Annotated in this window: 13 protein-coding genes and 1 tRNA gene; 9 read left to right on the top strand and 5 right to left on the bottom strand. The window is 50.9% G+C overall.

Annotated elements, in window-relative coordinates; translation table 11 throughout:
- The first annotated feature begins 74 nt into the window (after positions 1-74).
- From HNV11_RS18300 to HNV11_RS18290, 3 genes are read left to right on the top strand one after another with little or no spacing between them, the layout of a single operon-like run.
- Positions 75-773: an L-ribulose-5-phosphate 4-epimerase gene (locus HNV11_RS18300; protein ID WP_171741035.1), complete on the top strand. Its 699-nt coding sequence runs from the start codon at positions 75-77 to the stop codon at positions 771-773.
- Positions 774-816: 43 nt separating this feature from the next.
- Positions 817-2,472, top strand: a complete 1,656-nt coding sequence (locus tag HNV11_RS18295; RefSeq protein ID WP_171741034.1) for a sodium/sugar symporter — start codon at positions 817-819, stop codon at positions 2,470-2,472.
- A gap of 36 nt (positions 2,473-2,508) precedes the next feature.
- Entirely contained in the window at positions 2,509-3,666 is a 1,158-nt protein-coding gene (locus HNV11_RS18290) for an aldose epimerase family protein (RefSeq protein WP_171741033.1), read from the top strand.
- Between the two features lie 518 nt (positions 3,667-4,184).
- Here HNV11_RS18290 and HNV11_RS18285 read toward each other — a convergent pair.
- Complete coding sequence (locus tag HNV11_RS18285) at positions 4,185-5,240, bottom strand: glycoside hydrolase family 43 protein (protein WP_317168012.1); 1,056 nt, start codon at positions 5,238-5,240, stop codon at positions 4,185-4,187.
- 367 nt (positions 5,241-5,607) lie between these two features.
- Here HNV11_RS18285 and HNV11_RS18280 point away from each other — a divergent pair, with 367 nt between their 5' ends.
- From HNV11_RS18280 to HNV11_RS18270, 3 genes are all read left to right on the top strand, one after another.
- Positions 5,608-6,714, top strand: a complete 1,107-nt coding sequence (locus HNV11_RS18280) for an acyltransferase family protein (RefSeq protein WP_171741031.1) — start codon at positions 5,608-5,610, stop codon at positions 6,712-6,714.
- Positions 6,715-7,536: 822 nt separating this feature from the next.
- On the top strand, positions 7,537-9,237 hold the full coding sequence (locus HNV11_RS18275; RefSeq protein ID WP_240163552.1) for a DUF3450 domain-containing protein: 1,701 nt from the start codon (positions 7,537-7,539) through the stop codon (positions 9,235-9,237).
- Between the two features lie 285 nt (positions 9,238-9,522).
- On the top strand, positions 9,523-10,008 hold the full coding sequence (locus tag HNV11_RS18270) for a hypothetical protein (RefSeq protein WP_171741030.1): 486 nt from the start codon (positions 9,523-9,525) through the stop codon (positions 10,006-10,008).
- 139 nt (positions 10,009-10,147) lie between these two features.
- Here HNV11_RS18270 and HNV11_RS18265 read toward each other — a convergent pair.
- The 4 genes from HNV11_RS18265 to HNV11_RS18250 form a co-directional block, all read right to left on the bottom strand.
- Positions 10,148-10,221: transfer RNA gene (locus HNV11_RS18265), tRNA-Asn, on the bottom strand.
- A gap of 135 nt (positions 10,222-10,356) precedes the next feature.
- Complete coding sequence (locus HNV11_RS18260) at positions 10,357-10,659, bottom strand: hypothetical protein (protein ID WP_171741029.1); 303 nt, start codon at positions 10,657-10,659, stop codon at positions 10,357-10,359.
- An 83-nt stretch (positions 10,660-10,742) separates the two neighbouring features.
- Complete coding sequence (gene rsmG / locus HNV11_RS18255) at positions 10,743-11,378, bottom strand: 16S rRNA (guanine(527)-N(7))-methyltransferase RsmG (RefSeq protein ID WP_171741028.1); 636 nt, start codon at positions 11,376-11,378, stop codon at positions 10,743-10,745.
- A 33-nt stretch (positions 11,379-11,411) separates the two neighbouring features.
- On the bottom strand, positions 11,412-12,593 hold the full coding sequence (locus HNV11_RS18250) for a glycosyltransferase (RefSeq protein WP_171741027.1): 1,182 nt from the start codon (positions 12,591-12,593) through the stop codon (positions 11,412-11,414).
- Positions 12,594-12,717: 124 nt separating this feature from the next.
- Here HNV11_RS18250 and tgt point away from each other — a divergent pair, with 124 nt between their 5' ends.
- From tgt to HNV11_RS18235, 3 genes are all read left to right on the top strand, one after another.
- Complete coding sequence (tgt, locus tag HNV11_RS18245; protein WP_171741026.1) at positions 12,718-13,848, top strand: tRNA guanosine(34) transglycosylase Tgt; 1,131 nt, start codon at positions 12,718-12,720, stop codon at positions 13,846-13,848.
- A gap of 471 nt (positions 13,849-14,319) precedes the next feature.
- Positions 14,320-15,600 carry a nucleotide sugar dehydrogenase gene (locus HNV11_RS18240; RefSeq protein ID WP_171741025.1) on the top strand — a complete coding sequence of 427 codons (1,281 nt, stop codon included), beginning with the start codon at positions 14,320-14,322 and terminating at the stop codon, positions 15,598-15,600.
- Between the two features lie 9 nt (positions 15,601-15,609).
- Positions 15,610-16,422, top strand: a complete 813-nt coding sequence (locus HNV11_RS18235; protein WP_171741024.1) for a polysaccharide biosynthesis/export family protein — start codon at positions 15,610-15,612, stop codon at positions 16,420-16,422.
- Positions 16,423-16,431 lie beyond the last annotated feature (9 nt).

Below are 16,431 nucleotides of genomic sequence, written 5' to 3'. Positions count from 1 at the left end.
AGTGAAATAGCGACCATGTCTTTCACTCTTCGCTCAATCACTCTTTCGCTCAATCACTCTTTCGCTCTTTACCCATGTACAAGACCTTACAGGAAGAATGTTACGAGGCTAATATGCAGCTGCCGAAGCTGGGTCTGGTCCTGTTTACCTTTGGCAATGTCAGCGCCGTCGACCGCAGCCGGGGCGTATTTGCCATCAAGCCCAGTGGCGTGCCCTATGATGCCTTACGGCCCGAGGATATTGTGATCTGCGATTACGACGCGCGGGTGGTGGAGGGAAAAATGCGGCCTTCGTCGGATACGAAAACGCACGCGCTGCTCTACAAAACCTGGGACGACATCGGCGGGATTACCCATACCCACAGCACCTATGCCGTGGCCTGGGCGCAGGCCGGGATGGATATTCCCATTTTCGGGACAACCCATGCCGACCATACCCATCAGGACATTCCCTGCGCGCCCGCCCTGACCGACCCGATGATTCAGGGTGACTACGAACACGAAACCGGCAATCAGATTTTCGACGTGTTCAGCCAGAAAGGGTTGTCGCACCAGGAGGTCGAGATGGTCCTGCTGCAGAACCACGGGCCGTTTACCTGGGGTAAAACCGCTGATAAGTCGGTGTACAACGCGGCTGTGCTGGAAGAAGTCGCCCGCATGGCTTACCTGACGCTGCAGATCAATCCCGATACGCCCCGCATCAAAGACACACTCCGGCTGAAGCACTACGAGCGCAAACACGGCAAAAACGCCTATTACGGACAGGGGTGTTAACGCGACGTCCTAATCTTCTGAACACCTTATCCTAACCTTCTCTATGAAACTTGGGCTCGAAACCATAGACTACGTTATTTTCCTGGTCTACTTCGTTATTGTGGCCACCTACGGCTACTGGGTCTACCGCCACAAAGGCAAGCAGACCGCCGACTCCAAAGACTTTTTTCTTGCCGAAGGATCGCTGACCTGGTGGGCTATTGGCGCGTCGATTATTGCGTCGAATATCTCAGCCGAGCAGTTCATCGGCATGTCGGGGCAGGCGTTTCAACTGGGGCTGGCCATTTCGGTCTATGAACTGGTGGGCGGGTTGTCGCTGGTGATTATCGCAATCTATTTTCTGCCGATGTATATCCGCAACAAGATTTACACCATGCCGCAGTTTCTGGAGATGCGCTACGACAAGCGGCTGGCGACCATTATGGCGGTGTTCTGGCTGTTTCTTTATATTCTGGTCAACCTGACGTCCATCATCTACCTCGGTGCGCTGAGTCTGGAGAAAATGACAGGCTTCGGCTTCATGGCCTGCGCGGTATTCCTGACGGTTTTTGCCGTTTTTATTACCCTCGGCGGCATGAAGGTCATCGGTTATACGGACGTCATTCAGGTGGTGTGCCTGGTTGTGGGTGGTCTGGCCACGACCTACCTGGCGCTCAATCTGCTGTCCGATAAGGTGGGCACCGGCGCGGGGGTTTTTGAGGGGCTGAGCCTGATTCGGCAAAAAGCCGACCATCACATGCACATGGTTTTTGAGAAGGGCGAATACTTTGTTCACGACGGGCGCGGGGGCAAGATGGATGCCTATAACCAGTTGCCGGGCCTGATGATGTTTATTATCGGTGGCCAGTGGATTGTGAATTTTAACTACTTCGGCTGCAATCAGTACATGATTCAGCGAGCGCTGGGTGCCGACCTGCCCACGGCCCGTAACGGCGTTCTGTTCGCGGCTTTCCTGAAGCTGATGATGCCCTTCATCGTGGTGCTGCCCGGTCTGGCGGCTTACGTCCTGTTTCAGGAAAATGCCGACGCGGCCATTGTGCAGGGCATTACGGATAACAACATCGTAAAGCCCGACAACGCTTATCCGGTCCTGCTCAATATTCTGCCGGCGGGTCTGAAAGGATTGTCGTTTGCGGCTCTGACGGCGGCCATTGTCGCTTCGCTGGCCGGGAAAGCCAACTCGATCTCGACAATCTATATGCTCGACATTCATAAGAAATTTATCAACCCCAATCTGAACGAAAAGCAGACCGTCTGGCTGGGCCGGGTTGCCATTGTGGTCTCGTTTATCATAGCCTTAGGCATCAGTCCGTTCCTGAAAAACTTCGGACAGGGCTTCGAGTATATTCAGGAATACACCGGATTTATCTCACCAGGTATTCTATGCATCTTCCTGCTGGGGATGTTCTGGAAACGCGCGACTGCCAACGGTGCGCTGGCGGCTGCCATATTGAGTATTCCGCTCTCTACGCTGTTCAAATACCAGCTACCCGACATGCCATTCCTGAACCGGATGGGAACCGTGTTCTGGATTTGCGTAGCCGTCCACGTAACCATCAGTCTGATCGAATCGCGGGGAGAAAAGAACCCCAAAGCGTTTGTCGTGGATCGTCACTGGTTCCGCACGAACCCATCGTTTCGGCTGGGGGCGCTGGCCGTCTGCGCACTACTGACGCTGGTTTATGTTTTTTTCTGGTAACCTTGCCTGATTTTTCTAAACCCAACCGTTTTCTGCATGAATGCACGCATTGTTTATTTATCCCTGGCCCTGCTGACGGGCGCTCTGGCTATGACCTCCTGTAATTCTGAAAAAGCTGCCGACGACCAGAAGGCAGGTATTGAAAAATCGGCCTATGGCCAGTTGTCCGATGGCCGCGAAGCCGAGCTCTTTACGCTCCGGAACGCGAACGGCATGACTGCCCGGATCACTAACTACGGCGGAATTCTCGTCGGGTTAACCGCCCCCGATAAGGAAGGAAAGTTCGAAGACGTAACGCTGGGCTTCGATTCGCTGGGAACTTACGTAAAAAACAACCCCTTCTTCGGCGCGCTGGTCGGGCGATACGGCAACCGCATTGCGAAAGGAAAATTTACGCTCGATGGTAATGCGTACACGCTGGTGACGAACAACATGGGCAACCATCTGCACGGCGGTACGGTCGGCTTCGACAAAGTCCTCTGGACGGCTACACCCGTGGACGGAGACGAACCAGCCCTTCGGCTGACCTACACGGCTAAAGACGGTGAAGAGGGATATCCCGGTAATCTGTCGGTGACGGTGATTTACACCCTGCAGAAAGACAACGCACTGAAAATTGATTACGAAGCCACGACCGATAAACCGACGGTAGTGAACCTGACGAACCATACCTATTTCAACCTGACCGGCGGAGCCAAGCGCGATATTCTCGACCACGTGCTGACCATCAATGCCGACCGGTTTGTGCCCGTTGACAATACCCTGATTCCAACCGGCGAGCTGAAGCCAGTGGCGGGTACGCCCTTCGATTTCACCAAACCAACCCGCATCGGCGACCGGATTGATGACTCTACCGATGTGCAGATCAAGTATGGTCTGGGGTATGATCACTGCTGGGTGTTCGGCGATACCAGCCACAGCCTGAAACCCATCGCGACGGTGTATGAACCGACGACTGGCCGGGTGATGGACGTACAGACAACCGAGCCCGCCGTGCAGTTCTATACGGGCAATTTTCTCGATGGCAGCGTAACGGGCCGCGAAGGATTCCCCTATAAAAAACGGTACGGTCTGTGCCTCGAAACCGAGCACTATCCCGACTCGCCTAACCAGCCCGCGTTCCCCTCGACGGTTCTACGACCGGGGCAGACGTATAAAACCACGACGGTGTACCAGTTTTCGGTGAAGAAATAAAGCTAGAACAGGAGTAATCAATAGACGAATAAAGCGGTATTGAAGCGGGATATGCATTCAGTATCCGTAAGTCTCGCTACGGATTGACCTGCTAGAGATGGGCGACACGGTATCTGGAAACTGCAACCGGGCAAACTGGTATCGTTAACAACTAAACTAATTGTGGTCTGGAGTTAAGCCTGCTCATCTCTTTCGGCGGATGGGCAGGCTATTTCTGTATCGATATCTAACGTTTATCCGTATTTCTGAAAGCAACCTATTCCTTACTGACTGTTCCGTTGATTCTGCCTTTGCCTTCTGTCGCTGGCGAGTGACTGGCTAATTGCAATGAAGCCATTCGTCTGACGAGTTTTCATCCTGACAACATGAAACCAGTTACAGTTAGCGTTCTCGCTCATGATAGATAACATGAAAAAAGCCTGAGTTACGTCTTGGTAGAAAGGTCAATAGACGGCTGAATATGTATCCTTCATAATCTTTTTCAAGATCGGACGATATGAAAATCGTTGAGAAAAACGTCAATTGGTCTGAACGGCCCTTGCTGCGCCGGAAGGCAGTGGTTGGGGCGTAGTAGTGGGCCCCTGGATCGTTATTTTCCCCTTTCCCACCTGCATCCGGTCCACAAATACCACCCGCTCATTGCCGGTTTTATTCGTTCGGGCATGATAGACGCAAAACATCTCTTTGCCGTCCGGCGAGTAGGCAATGCTGTTGTGACCCGTGCCCGTGACCGAGCCGCCCCTGGCCGTGTTTTTCTGTAAGACTGGGTTATTATCTGCCTTTTTATACGGACCTAAGGGCGAGTTGGAGGTGGCGTACCCAATGGCATAATATTGCCCTCCGAAATAATTAGCCGAATACATCAGATAATACAGGTTGTCTTTTTTGAACGTCACTGAGCCCTCCGTCCAGCGCCGGTTCACATCCCGAGCCGTCACCGATCGGCTTTCCCAGTCAGCCTGCCGATCACGGCGGCTAACGGGTGGACGCAGTAATAACACCGGTTGACCCAGCACGCCCGAAAAATCAGGCTTGAGTTCGATACCGTACACCCAGCTTTCTTCGATCTCGGTGAACCAGCCGTTCTGACGGGCTTGCTGGGCCACTTCGCTCTGGACCGGATGCTTGTAGCAGCAACGCGAGTAATACAAATAGGCTTTGCCGTTGCTGTCAAAAAACACGTTGGCATCAATGATGGGGTAGCCTGGATCAAAAATAGGTTTGTTGGCCAGATCGATAAACGGGCCAGTAGGCTTGTCGGCCACGGCCACCCCAATGCGGAAATTCTCTTCCTCACGGGTCGGGTTTTGCTTCCACTGGGCACTGTAGAAGAGAAAGTACTTGCCCTTCACCTCATAGACTTCGGGGGCCCAGTAAGCCCCGCCCCATTTGGCGTTGGGATCACTCCAGCCGTTTTTGTTGTCGTGAAAATACACCTGCCCCTCTGGCTTCCAGCTAACCAGATCGGGGGAGGAATAAGCCATGAAGCCCTTATCGGCTCCGGCGCCCGTGCCGTACATATAGTACTTGCCCTGGGTGAATAACACGTAGGGATCACCGAATTGAACCGGCAAGGGATTTGAAAAAGTCGCCGGAGTTGAACGAGTTGACGTTTGGGCCAGGGCGGGGCATGCCAGGAGGACTGTCAACAAAACGACTAAAAGAGATGCTAGTTTCATGGTAGTAATCTTTTTGAACACGACGGCCAACCGGACTGGCGGCAAGCGTCTCTCAGCGAAAGAAGCCAGAATGGGTCGTGACCTACTAGTGGCCGTGGCTGGTGAGTGAACTTTCGTTTTCTGAACAAAAATTTGTAATCTCTACAAGTTTAAAACACGTTAAACAGGCTTTTACTATTGAGGGTTGTTAATTTCACCGCTCCGACTCAGCAAGTATGAAAAAATATGCGCCGATTCTAAGTGGCAACGTAACTGTATACGCATGGCAGGAATAAATTCGGCGCCCCTAAGCACAAAGCCCCACTTTGCCCTTCTGGATGGCTTGCGCGGGGTGGCGGCCCTGGCCATCGTCATCTTTCATTTCATGGAGTGGGTGTATCCCGATCCCAGCCGGAACTTCATCGCCCACGGTTTTTTAGCCGTCGATTTTTTCTTCTGCTTATCGGGCTTTGTCATCGCCTATGCCTATGACGACCGAATCCGTCGATTGGGCCTTGCAGCCTTTTTTAGACTACGATTGATCCGATTGCACCCCCTGGTCATCTTAGGCTCGGTAGTAGGCTTGTTGGGGTTTCTCTTCGATCCCTTTGCGGCTCAGCCGGGTTTATTAAATAGGGCAAACCTGTGGCTGACCTTTGTTTGCTCAATATGTCTCATTCCGCTGCCCATTATGAAAGAGCGGGCATTTAATCTGTTCAGTTTGAATGCGCCAGCGTGGTCATTATTCTGGGAATACGTAGCCAATATCCTCTATGCCCTAGTCCTATACCGCATCAGTCGTCGTAATCTGTCTCTATTAATTGTGCTGGCCACAGCAGTGCTATGTCTGGTTAGCTACCGGGCGGGTAATCTGTTGGGGGGCTGGGCCGGGTCTAACTTCTGGGATGGCGGTGCCCGAGTAGCCTATTCGTTTCTGGTCGGGTTATTCATCTACCGGGCTAACTGGATTTTTAAGAATAACCTTGGCTTCGTGGCTGTGGCGGGATTGCTGCTACTGGCCTTTTTTATGCCCTTTACCCGCTGGAACTGGTTAACCGAGCTCATCATTGTGCTGCTCTATTTTCCGGCTTTAATTGCGGTTGGAGCAGGGGCTACCGTATCGGCTGGCCTTGAAAAACTGTGTGTGTTCCTGGGCCGACTTTCCTATCCACTCTATATGACCCACTACGGAGCGATGTGGATCTTCGGCAGCTACCTGGCCAGCCATAAACCGGATACCCTGCATCTGTCATTGATTGTGATTACCGGGGCTATTGTTCTTAGTGGGTTCGCCTATCTGGTCTTGCTGGTCTATGATGAGCCCAGTCGCCGTTATTTAGCCGTCCGTCTTTTGCCATCCAGCAAACCGGAAACGGGCAGACCTAAATAGTGCTCTGAATCAGACAAAGCTGTGTCGCTGACTGATTACGACAGTAGCTTACAATTTGCATAGCCTGTTCTCTATGTACTACTCAATCCATGCTAACGGGTAGGGTTTGCCGTTCAGCAATGTTTTAGTTATTTTCAATTGAATGGCCATCCTGCTGGCCAGACCCGCATGGAAAGGAGTAAGGCTAGTGTAAACGGCCTGAAAACCTCCTTCGTCAGTGGCTCACCTCGACTACTTTCATCTGGCATCATCTGAGGATGCAACGCATTGATTAAGAGGCCACGCGAGGGCGAGTTCTTCAACACCACTGAGGACACCGAGAAGCCTAAGGCCGGTTAAACGGGCTGAGCTTAGCGAGGAGAAAATAAGGCAGGCTGTCCGGCAACTTGGACTATCTCAAATATGTATCCTGATCAAAGTAGGGCCGTAGCTGGTCCTGTTTTACGTCAAGCCGCCCGTTGTGTATCAAATTATATTCACGCTAAACGAAAAAAGTCACTTGACATTTCTGATAAGCGCTTGATTTTCAGAGCTCCCCTAACTGCTGAAAACTCGAACAGATTAGTAGAAGGGCTACGTCTGATCTACGAGTTAGAACCTGTGATTAACCTCTGTTCCCTTAATGATTCGAAAAGCGGTCTGTGCTTTCTGCGTAGATAGGTCTTCTTCTGGATTAATCAACATAAATCAGCGTTAAACATTACGTGTTATGCTTTAACCGATTCACTACAATGAATATACTTGATTGTCACCTAATAAGACACTATGTTTGATACGGCTCACGCCTGCTTCTAATTAATCACACCTCAAATTCTTCTTGTTATGCGCATTCTTTATGCACTTATCTGCTGGTTGGCAGTTTGTACTCAGCTTTTAGCCCAAGGAAATCAGAAAGTAACCGTGCCCGTTTCAGAAACTCCCGGGGCTTACAACTCAATTATCGGTTTAAACTCAGGAATTTACCTCAACGCTTCGAGCAACCGAAATGTATTTGTAGGCTTTGCTGCTGGACAGGAAGCTACTTCTGCGTCGTATAATGTGGCAGTAGGCGTTGATGCGGGGCATTTTAATTCCACCGGATCAGAGAATACTTTCATTGGAATGGAATCGGGCGATAGGACGACTTCTTCCTATAATACATTTATTGGGTCGAGAAGTGGGCGCTGGAACACTACAGGTCAGTTTAATGCCTTCATGGGCTTCCAGTCCGGTTTCAGCAATACAACAGGCCAATTCAATACCTTTATGGGGTCTTCCTCGGGGTACTATAATACGTCGGGGCAGTATAATACCTTAATTGGTTATGAAGCGGGAGCCAGCAACACTGTAGGCAATTACAATACTCACTTAGGCTATCAGGCTGGTTATTTCAATTCTACCGGCAGTCAGAATACCCTGATAGGGTATCTGGCTGGTTACAACACTAAATCAACAGCCAATACTATGCTGGGGTATCGTGCCGGAGTAAGTAACACTACTGGTAACTTCAACTCCTTTATTGGCGTACAGGCAGGACAATCTAATACAACCGGTTCATCCAACTACTTCTTCGGTACAAACTCAGGGGCCAATAACATTAGCGGTTCGGGAAACTATTTCCTGGGTGACAATGCAGGAGGGTTGAATACAACTGGGGGCTTCAACATCTATATCGGAGCAAATGCCGGTAACGGTGCCGGGGTCAACGGGGATAATAATCTGGCCATTGGTTTTGAATCGGGTCGTGGAAACAACGGTGGTGTCAATAACACCTTCGTGGGTTTCCGGGCGGATGCAGGAGCCGGTGGGTTGAATAATGCGACAGCTATTGGTAATAACGCCAGGGTCAATGTGAGTAACGCTTTAGTACTGGGTAACGGAGCTAATGTTGGGATTGGCAATTCAGCACCTACTAACCGGCTGCACGTTACTAGTGGGGTAGCTAATCAGTCTGGTGTTCGATTAGAGAACCTGACAAGTTCATCGCTGGCGACGGTCTTGAATCATTCTAAGTTCTTAACCGTCGATGGGTCGGGTAATGTCATCCTGGGTAGTATTAATAGTTCGGCCCGGACTAGCGCAGAGACCGAGAGTCTGTGGCAGCGCAAAGGAGCTTATCTGCAAAGTACGAACGGTGAGGCCATCATCATCGGGCAGGGGGTAAGCAAAACGCCCTCCGATTATAACCTGTTCGTGAGCAAGGGTATTCTAACTGAGAAGGTAAAAGTGGCCGTCAGGAATACCGCAGAGTGGAGTGACAAAGTCTTTGAAACCGGCTATAAGCTAAATACTCTCTCAGAAGTGCGGCAGTATATTCAACAGCATAAGCACTTGCCGGGTATTCCGTCAGCGAAGGAAATGGTGGAACGGGGCAACGATCTACATCAGACCGATGCGAAGCTGTTAGAGAAAATTGAGGAGTTAACCCTGTATACTATACAGTTAGAAGCTTCTAACCAAAAGCAGGAGCGGGAATTACAGGAGTTAAAGCAGAGACAGGCTCGTTTAGAGCAAATGCTGCAAGAGGTTTTACAGAGAAAATAATCCTCTCTACTGGAAGTACGAATAATGTATGTCCAAAGCCCGGACTCATATCCGGGCTTTGGTATTGTAGGTATCAGGATATATTAGACAAGACTAAGGGGCCATTTTATTAGTTTCTACTTCAAACCACCGAATAAGACATTGACATATAAGATAAGACAATCAATACCAAGCTGAAAATACTTGGCTTAGCTTATCAACGCAGCCCATTAAATAAAAGGATTCACGAAGGGAGATGATTAACAGGTACTTTAAAGTCCGTTTTACACCTAAAACCTTATTTCCATGCCTGAAGCCTTTGTCGTCAATATCCCCAAGAAGCAAGAAATTAACAACGCTTCTCAATTGGTTGCCAGATTAGATCTGCCAGCCGGTAGTTATGTCATTTTTGGAAAAGCTAATGCAGCCGCCTTGAAACTGAACGGCACTATCGACTTTCCCCAGGGCTTTGAGTGCAAGTTGATTAGTGAGTCTACTGAAGATGCGTGTTTGCTAAATCTTTGCTCCGATGGGTTTAAAGGAGGAAACTGGGGAACGGTTGCCTTGAATATCGGGGTCAATTTGCCTTCGGGCGGTAAAGTCGAAATGCGTTGTACGCCGGGTAATCCTGGTGATATTTTGCTGTTTAACGTGGTAGTTAGCGCTATCCCAGTCGAGCCACTAACGATTATTAATGCTGACCCGCCACGAGAAGAGGGACACCATTTTAACTTTTTTAAAGACGTAGTAAAACGAACAACAGCACTAAGTTTAGCACAGCTAAACCCTTAAATAGGCTGTTTTGTGTCTTAAGTAAGAGAGGACCCCGATTGGTCCTCTCTTACTTAAGACGCCCGTTATGTATCAAATTTGTGTTCACGCTAAATGAAAAAAGCACTTATCATTTCTGATAAATGCTTGATTTTCAGGGCTCCCGAAGCTGGGCTCGAACCAGCGACCCTCTGATTAACAGTCAGATGCTCTAACCGACTGAGCTATTCGGGAATCATGGTGCAAAAGTAGCGCGGAAAGCTATACTGCGCAAGAGGTAGCCCTAAAAAATTGCCGTAACGTAGCAGGCAAGGGGCTTTCTGCCGATGCAACTGAATGACTATCAAGCAGCGTCGGCAGGACAAATTTTTATTGAAACGCATCCGGGCGATTGCCCGGTACGTTCTGAAGAATCAGTTCTTTCACGCGCCGGGCGTCTCCCTTGGTGAAATTCTGGATAACGATCTCGGGTCGGGCGCGGGGAATGACCCGGATCGTTGAGAAAAAGATGCCGTTGTCAATCTCGACACCGGAGATGTCGGAGTAGAACACGAAGTTGTCCGTGCCGCCGATCAGCTTCCGGACGCGAAATGTTACCCCTTTCTCGTTGAACTCGACCTCATCGCGGTTGATGGGATCTTTGAAGCTGCTGGAGCGGAATTTCTCTGCCATGGTGAATGAGATAAACTACGTTTTGTGGGTAGGGTGATTGCTTTTATCAGAAAGCCGTCCGGATTGCAGAAATCCGGCGCTAACTAAACTTTCGGAACGTAAATCACTTTTTTGGTTTCAAAAAACGGCTCCTCGAAATAATCCGAAAGGTCGTAAACCCGGTAACGATCCGGGACTTCGGCCAGTTCTTCGGCGAGGTCACCACCTTTCAGGTACAAAACACCATTGGGCCGGTCGTTGTTGCCGCTTTTGTGAATCTTGTAGCGTACCCAGCCCAGAAAGGGCTTCAGACGCGTAACGGCCCGGCTCACAACAAAATCATAGGTGGTGTTCAACTGCTCAACACGGACCTGATCGGCTTTTACGTTGGTCAGTTCCAGGGCGCTGGCAATTTCCTGTACAACTTTAATCTTCTTGCCAATGCTGTCTACCAGGTGGAAGTCGGCCATCGGGAACAAAATCGCCAGCGGAATACCCGGAAAGCCTCCCCCCGTGCCAACGTCCAGAATTTCGGTGCCGGGTTTGAACTGCACAACTTTGGCAACCCCGAGCGAATGCAGGACGTGCTTTTCGTAGAGCGCATCAATGTCTTGACGGGAAATGACGTTGATCTGGGCGTTCCAGTCGCGGTAAAGGCCGTCGAGGGCCGCGAATTGTTCGCGTTGCCGATCGGTCAGTTTAGGAAAATACTTTAGAATCAGATCGATAGGTGCTGTCATGTTTGTTGATTACCCTGCCGGGAGGTTAGCCTATTAACGCCATTGATAACGGTTCGTGCGCCGGTAAAACAAGGTTCGCAGACCCATGATGCCATAATAAATGGCCAGCAGCGGATCAACGAATGGGATGCTGGCCCAATGGACCGTATGCGCCAGCCGGTAACTGATTCGGCCAACCACCCCCCAGAACGCCACCCACCGGAAAACAAAACCGCCCGTTGCGGCCAGCAAAAGTAGCCATTCGGTCGTAGTAAACGAATCATGGAGAAACAGCCGACACAACCCAAGAATGCCGACCGCCAACCCAAGCACCCACGTCAGCACGTGTGAGCCGGTCAGCAGCCCCAGCCGCAGTTTGTGGCCGGGTTTGTAATACTTGCCGACGTTCAGATGCCGCCGTTTCTGCAGACGCCAGTCGGCCCAGGTTTCTTTGGGCTTCGACCACATGAACGTAGCCGGGTCCAGACAGATGGCAGTGTTGTGGCCATTGGCGACTTCGTTGATGAACAGGTCGTCGTCGCCACCCAGCACGTTTATATGCGAATAAAAGCCCCGGTTGCTGAAAAAGAGCTTCGTGCGGTACGCCAGGTTCCGGCCAACGCCCATATACGGTCTACCCGCCAGGGCAAGCGACAGATACTGAACGGCTGTAAACAGCGTTTCTGCGCGGATAAGCAGGTTAAGCAGGCCCGGCCGATGCTCGTAGGGCGAAAAACCCAGCACAATGTCTGGGCCAGAATCGGAGTCGATCAGGGGCGATACCATACCCGCCAGCCAGTCGGTCGAGGCCGGGCGACAGTCGGCGTCGGTCAGCAGAACGGTGGGGTAGTGGGCTTTTTTGAGCGCAATGGTCAGGGCGTATTTCTTGGGCGTAACGTGCTCGTGCTCCTTATCAATCCGGATGAACCGGACCCGGCTCAGATCGGCAATGTCGTTTTCAAGGAACGACTGGGTGCCATCCGTGGAGCGGTCGTCCATCACCAGCACTTCAAACGTGGGGTACTGCTGAGCGTTCAGCAGGGGCAGCAGTTCAACCAGGTTTTCGTATTCGTTCCGGGCGCAGACAATCAGCGTAATGCCGGGGGCTGACTCGGCTGGCGGGCCTTCCGGCCGGGGCGGCTGACGATGAAACGCCGTTCGGGAGAAGATGAAGAGGATAAAAATAAGCTGAATACTAACTGCGAGCAGCCAGAGGATCAGCAATGCCGTAATCACAAAGAGCGGAGAGGTTTTGTCGTTCGGTGGATGGTTGCAATGAAGAGGCAAAGATAGACAGAAAGCCGCAGCGAGAAAGCCCAGGTGTAAAACCAACTTCCGGCTTCTGCGTATCTTTGTCCCTATGACATTTTCAATTTCTGCTCAGGATCCGCAGTCGAAGGCCCGCACGGGCCTGCTGACGACTGATCATGGGTCTATTCAGACGCCAATTTTTATGCCCGTCGGCACGGCGGGAACCGTAAAGGCCGTTCACCAGCGCGAGCTCGAAACCGACATCAATGCCGAGATTATACTGGGCAATACGTATCACCTGTATCTGCGGCCCGGCCTGGACATACTCCGGCAGGCGGGTGGGCTGCACGCGTTCAACGGCTGGCGTCGGCCAATCCTGACCGATTCGGGGGGCTATCAGGTCTATTCGCTGTCGGACACGCGGAAGATCAAAGAGGAGGGCGTTACGTTCAAGTCGCACATCGACGGCTCGAAACACATCTTTACCCCCGAAGGTGTTATGGACATTCAGCGGACCATCGGGGCCGATATCATTATGGCGTTCGACGAGTGTACGCCCTATCCCTGCGACTACGGTTACGCCCGGCAGTCGATGGAGATGACTCACCGCTGGCTCGATCGCTGCATCGACCGGTTCGACGCAACCGAAGGCCACTACGGCTACCGGCAAACGCTGTTCCCGATTGTGCAGGGCAGCACCTATACCGACCTGCGTCGGCAATCGGCGGAATACATTGCCAGCAAAGAGCGCGAGGGTAATGCCATTGGCGGTCTGGCGGTGGGCGAACCGGCTGAGGAAATGTATGCCATGATTGAACTGGTCAACGACATTCTGCCGGCCGATAAACCCCGTTACCTGATGGGCGTGGGGACACCCGCCAATATTCTGGAAGGCATTGCCCGGGGCGTCGATATGTTCGACTGCGTGATGCCGACACGTAACGCCCGCCACGGAATCCTGTTCACGACGGAAGGGATCATCAATATTAAGAACGAGAAATGGAGCCGCGATTTCAGCCCGATCGACGCGGGGCTGGATGGCTATGCCAGTACGTTCTATACCAAAGCGTATCTACGGCACCTGTTCAAAGCCGACGAACTGCTGAGCGGACAGATCGCCAGTCTGCACAACCTGAGCTTCTACCTGTGGCTGGTCCGGCAGGCGCGGGCGCACATCGAAGCGGGTGATTTTATGCCCTGGAAAAATCAGGTGGTTGATCGGTTTATGCAGCGGTTATAAGATCATCCGCAACCGAAATAAATGTATAGGTGCGTTAGCCTTACCGGCGTGACAATTTAGGCCTGATCGGCAACCTTATATACTGAAAATATAGCCCGGCAATACTGAAAACAGATCTGGTTCTATAAGCCGAAAAATTTATTTTCTTCAATTTTTTAGGGCTATACAGTAAATTTTTCAGAGAATAAATTTTAGATTTGTAACTGGCTAATGCGTTAATCTTTAGAACGTTTCTATTAATTGCTCAGTTTCAAATTGTTAGCCTGCAAGTGCAAAAAACTTGGTTTTAGAAGTACAATAAGTTACTAATTACCAGGCTTGTTACACCTGTATGGTTAATGGTTTAACATATGTATTACCTTTTGGGCGGGGCAATTCTTGTAGTTACTAAAGATAATTTACTGGCCATCTAAAACGTACGTAACTATACGTTTTAGAGACTATCCACACTTAAGTAATAGAATTAGTAAAATGCAATCTTTACTCGCTGCCACCGACGTAACCGTCGGGATTATTGGATTGGGCTATGTAGGCTTGCCGCTAGCCCTTGAATTTGGGAAACAATACGAAACCGTTGGGTTCGATGTTGACCAGAGTCGGGTTGATGAACTTCAGAAGTGCTTCGACCGGACCCGCGAAACGGATGTCGATGCCTTTCGGGCCAGCAGGCATATTCGCTTCACGACCGACCCCGCCGAACTGAAAACCTGTACGGTGTTTATCGTAACGGTTCCTACCCCCATTGACCATTACAAGAAACCTGATCTGTCGTATCTGCTCAGTGCCTCCAGAACCGTTGGCAAATGCCTGAAGCCGGGTGATGTTGTCGTATATGAGTCGACCGTTTATCCGGGCTGTACGGAAGAGGAGTGCGTTCCCGTGCTGGAAAAGTACAGTGGCCTGCGGTATAATGTTGATTTCTTCTGCGGGTACTCGCCCGAGCGGATCAATCCCGGCGACAAGGAGCGGACGCTGACCCGAATCCTGAAGATTACGTCGGGCTCCACGCCCCAGGTGGCCGATTTCGTTAACCGGCTCTACGGCTCGGTCATTGAAGCCGGTACGTATAAAGCGCCGTCGATCAAGGTAGCCGAAGCGGCCAAAGCCATCGAGAACGCCCAGCGCGACGTCAATATCTCGTTCGTCAACGAGCTGGCGCTGATCTTCGACCGGATGGGTATCGACACCATGGATGTGCTCGAAGCAGCCGGGACCAAATGGAATTTTCTGAACTTCAAACCAGGTCTGGTCGGTGGGCACTGCATCAGTGTGGACCCCTATTATCTGGCGCACAAAGCCCAGAGCCTCGGCTACCACCCGCAGGTGATCCTGTCCGGTCGTCGGGTGAACGACGATATGCCGCTGCACGTGGCCAATAAGCTGGTCAAGAAAATGAGCCAGCACGGCATCCACCTGGCTGGCAGCAAGGTCCTGCTGCTGGGCATTACGTTCAAAGAGAACTGCCCCGATATCCGCAACTCCAAAGTCGCTGATATTTATCACGAGCTGCGGGGGTTCGGTATTGAGGTTCAGGTATATGACCCCTGGGCCGTACCGCAGGAAGTTCATCACGAGTTTGGTATCCGGCTGATCGAAGAACCGGAACCGAATGCGTATGACGGTATTATCCTGGCGGTAGCCCATAAAGAATTTCAGGAGCTGACCATGCCGGCGCTGACCCGGAGCGATCGCAGCGTTGTGTATGATCTGAAAGCCCAGCTCGACCGATCTGTGGCCACCCTACGTATTTAATTATTGTCAATGAAGAGTTTTTACAAAAATCGGTACGGGGTTATTGCCCTGCTTACGCTTGGTTTGCTTTACAGTAGTATGTGTTCGGCGCAGCGCGATAAAGGCAAAAAAGACGCTATCTCTTACTTTCAGTCAACAGAAGCTGATAGTGTGCTGGCGGCTGACAGTATTCCGGTGTTCCGGATTCAGCCGGGTACAGAGTTGAACATTCAGGTGACAACTATGAACGAAGAAGCTGATGCATTATACAATCCGCGAATAGTGACTGTTCCGCTAAATAGCTCTTTTAACCCAGACACCCGACAGCCTGCCGGATATTTAGTAGACGCAAAAGGATTCATCAACTTTCCCATCGTTGGTCGGGTCAAACTATTGAACCTTACTACGCAGGAGGCTGCCGATACATTAATAAACCGATTAAGCAAGCAGGTGAATAATCCGTTTGTAACCGTACGGGTCGTGAATTTTCAGGTTACAGTGCTGGGTGAAGTCGGTCGGCCGGGAGTACTGAACGTAAGCCGGGAGAAAGTAACACTTCCGGAAGCAATTAGCCTGTCGGGAGATCTAACCATATTTGGTAAACGGGAAAATGTATTGGTAGTACGGCAACAGAATGGCAAACGTGAGTTTGGCCGGGTAGATTTAAAAGACCGCTCCGTTTTTCGTTCACCCTATTATTACCTGCAGCCAAACGATATGGTATATGTAGAGCCTAAAAACTCTAAAAAAGCACAGGCAGGCCGAGTATTCCCATTCCTGCCAACTATTTTCTCAGGTGCATCGCTATTAGTAACTATTGGTGTTTTAGTGCTGCGTCGTTAACAAGCCTCT

It is taken from the genome of Spirosoma taeanense, from assembly GCF_013127955.1.
GTDB classification, from domain to species: domain Bacteria; phylum Bacteroidota; class Bacteroidia; order Cytophagales; family Spirosomataceae; genus Spirosoma; species Spirosoma taeanense.
Note: the sequence above shows the minus strand (reverse complement) of the source record. Positions and strands in the feature narration are given on the sequence as shown.

Excerpts from the sequence above, each read along its gene's own strand:
- HNV11_RS18300 (WP_171741035.1), top strand. The coding sequence starts at position 75 with ATGTACAAGACCTTACAGGAAGAATGTTACGAGGCTAATATGCAGCTG.
- HNV11_RS18295 (WP_171741034.1), top strand. The coding sequence starts at position 817 with ATGAAACTTGGGCTCGAAACCATAGACTACGTTATTTTCCTGGTCTAC.
- HNV11_RS18290 (WP_171741033.1), top strand. The coding sequence starts at position 2,509 with ATGAATGCACGCATTGTTTATTTATCCCTGGCCCTGCTGACGGGCGCT.
- HNV11_RS18280 (WP_171741031.1), top strand. The coding sequence starts at position 5,608 with ATGGCAGGAATAAATTCGGCGCCCCTAAGCACAAAGCCCCACTTTGCC.
- HNV11_RS18275 (WP_240163552.1), top strand. The coding sequence starts at position 7,537 with ATGCGCATTCTTTATGCACTTATCTGCTGGTTGGCAGTTTGTACTCAG.
- HNV11_RS18270 (WP_171741030.1), top strand. The coding sequence starts at position 9,523 with ATGCCTGAAGCCTTTGTCGTCAATATCCCCAAGAAGCAAGAAATTAAC.
- HNV11_RS18260 (WP_171741029.1), bottom strand. The coding sequence starts at position 10,659 with ATGGCAGAGAAATTCCGCTCCAGCAGCTTCAAAGATCCCATCAACCGC.
- rsmG (WP_171741028.1), bottom strand. The coding sequence starts at position 11,378 with ATGACAGCACCTATCGATCTGATTCTAAAGTATTTTCCTAAACTGACC.
- tgt (WP_171741026.1), top strand. The coding sequence starts at position 12,718 with ATGACATTTTCAATTTCTGCTCAGGATCCGCAGTCGAAGGCCCGCACG.
- HNV11_RS18240 (WP_171741025.1), top strand. The coding sequence starts at position 14,320 with ATGCAATCTTTACTCGCTGCCACCGACGTAACCGTCGGGATTATTGGA.
- HNV11_RS18235 (WP_171741024.1), top strand. The coding sequence starts at position 15,610 with ATGAAGAGTTTTTACAAAAATCGGTACGGGGTTATTGCCCTGCTTACG.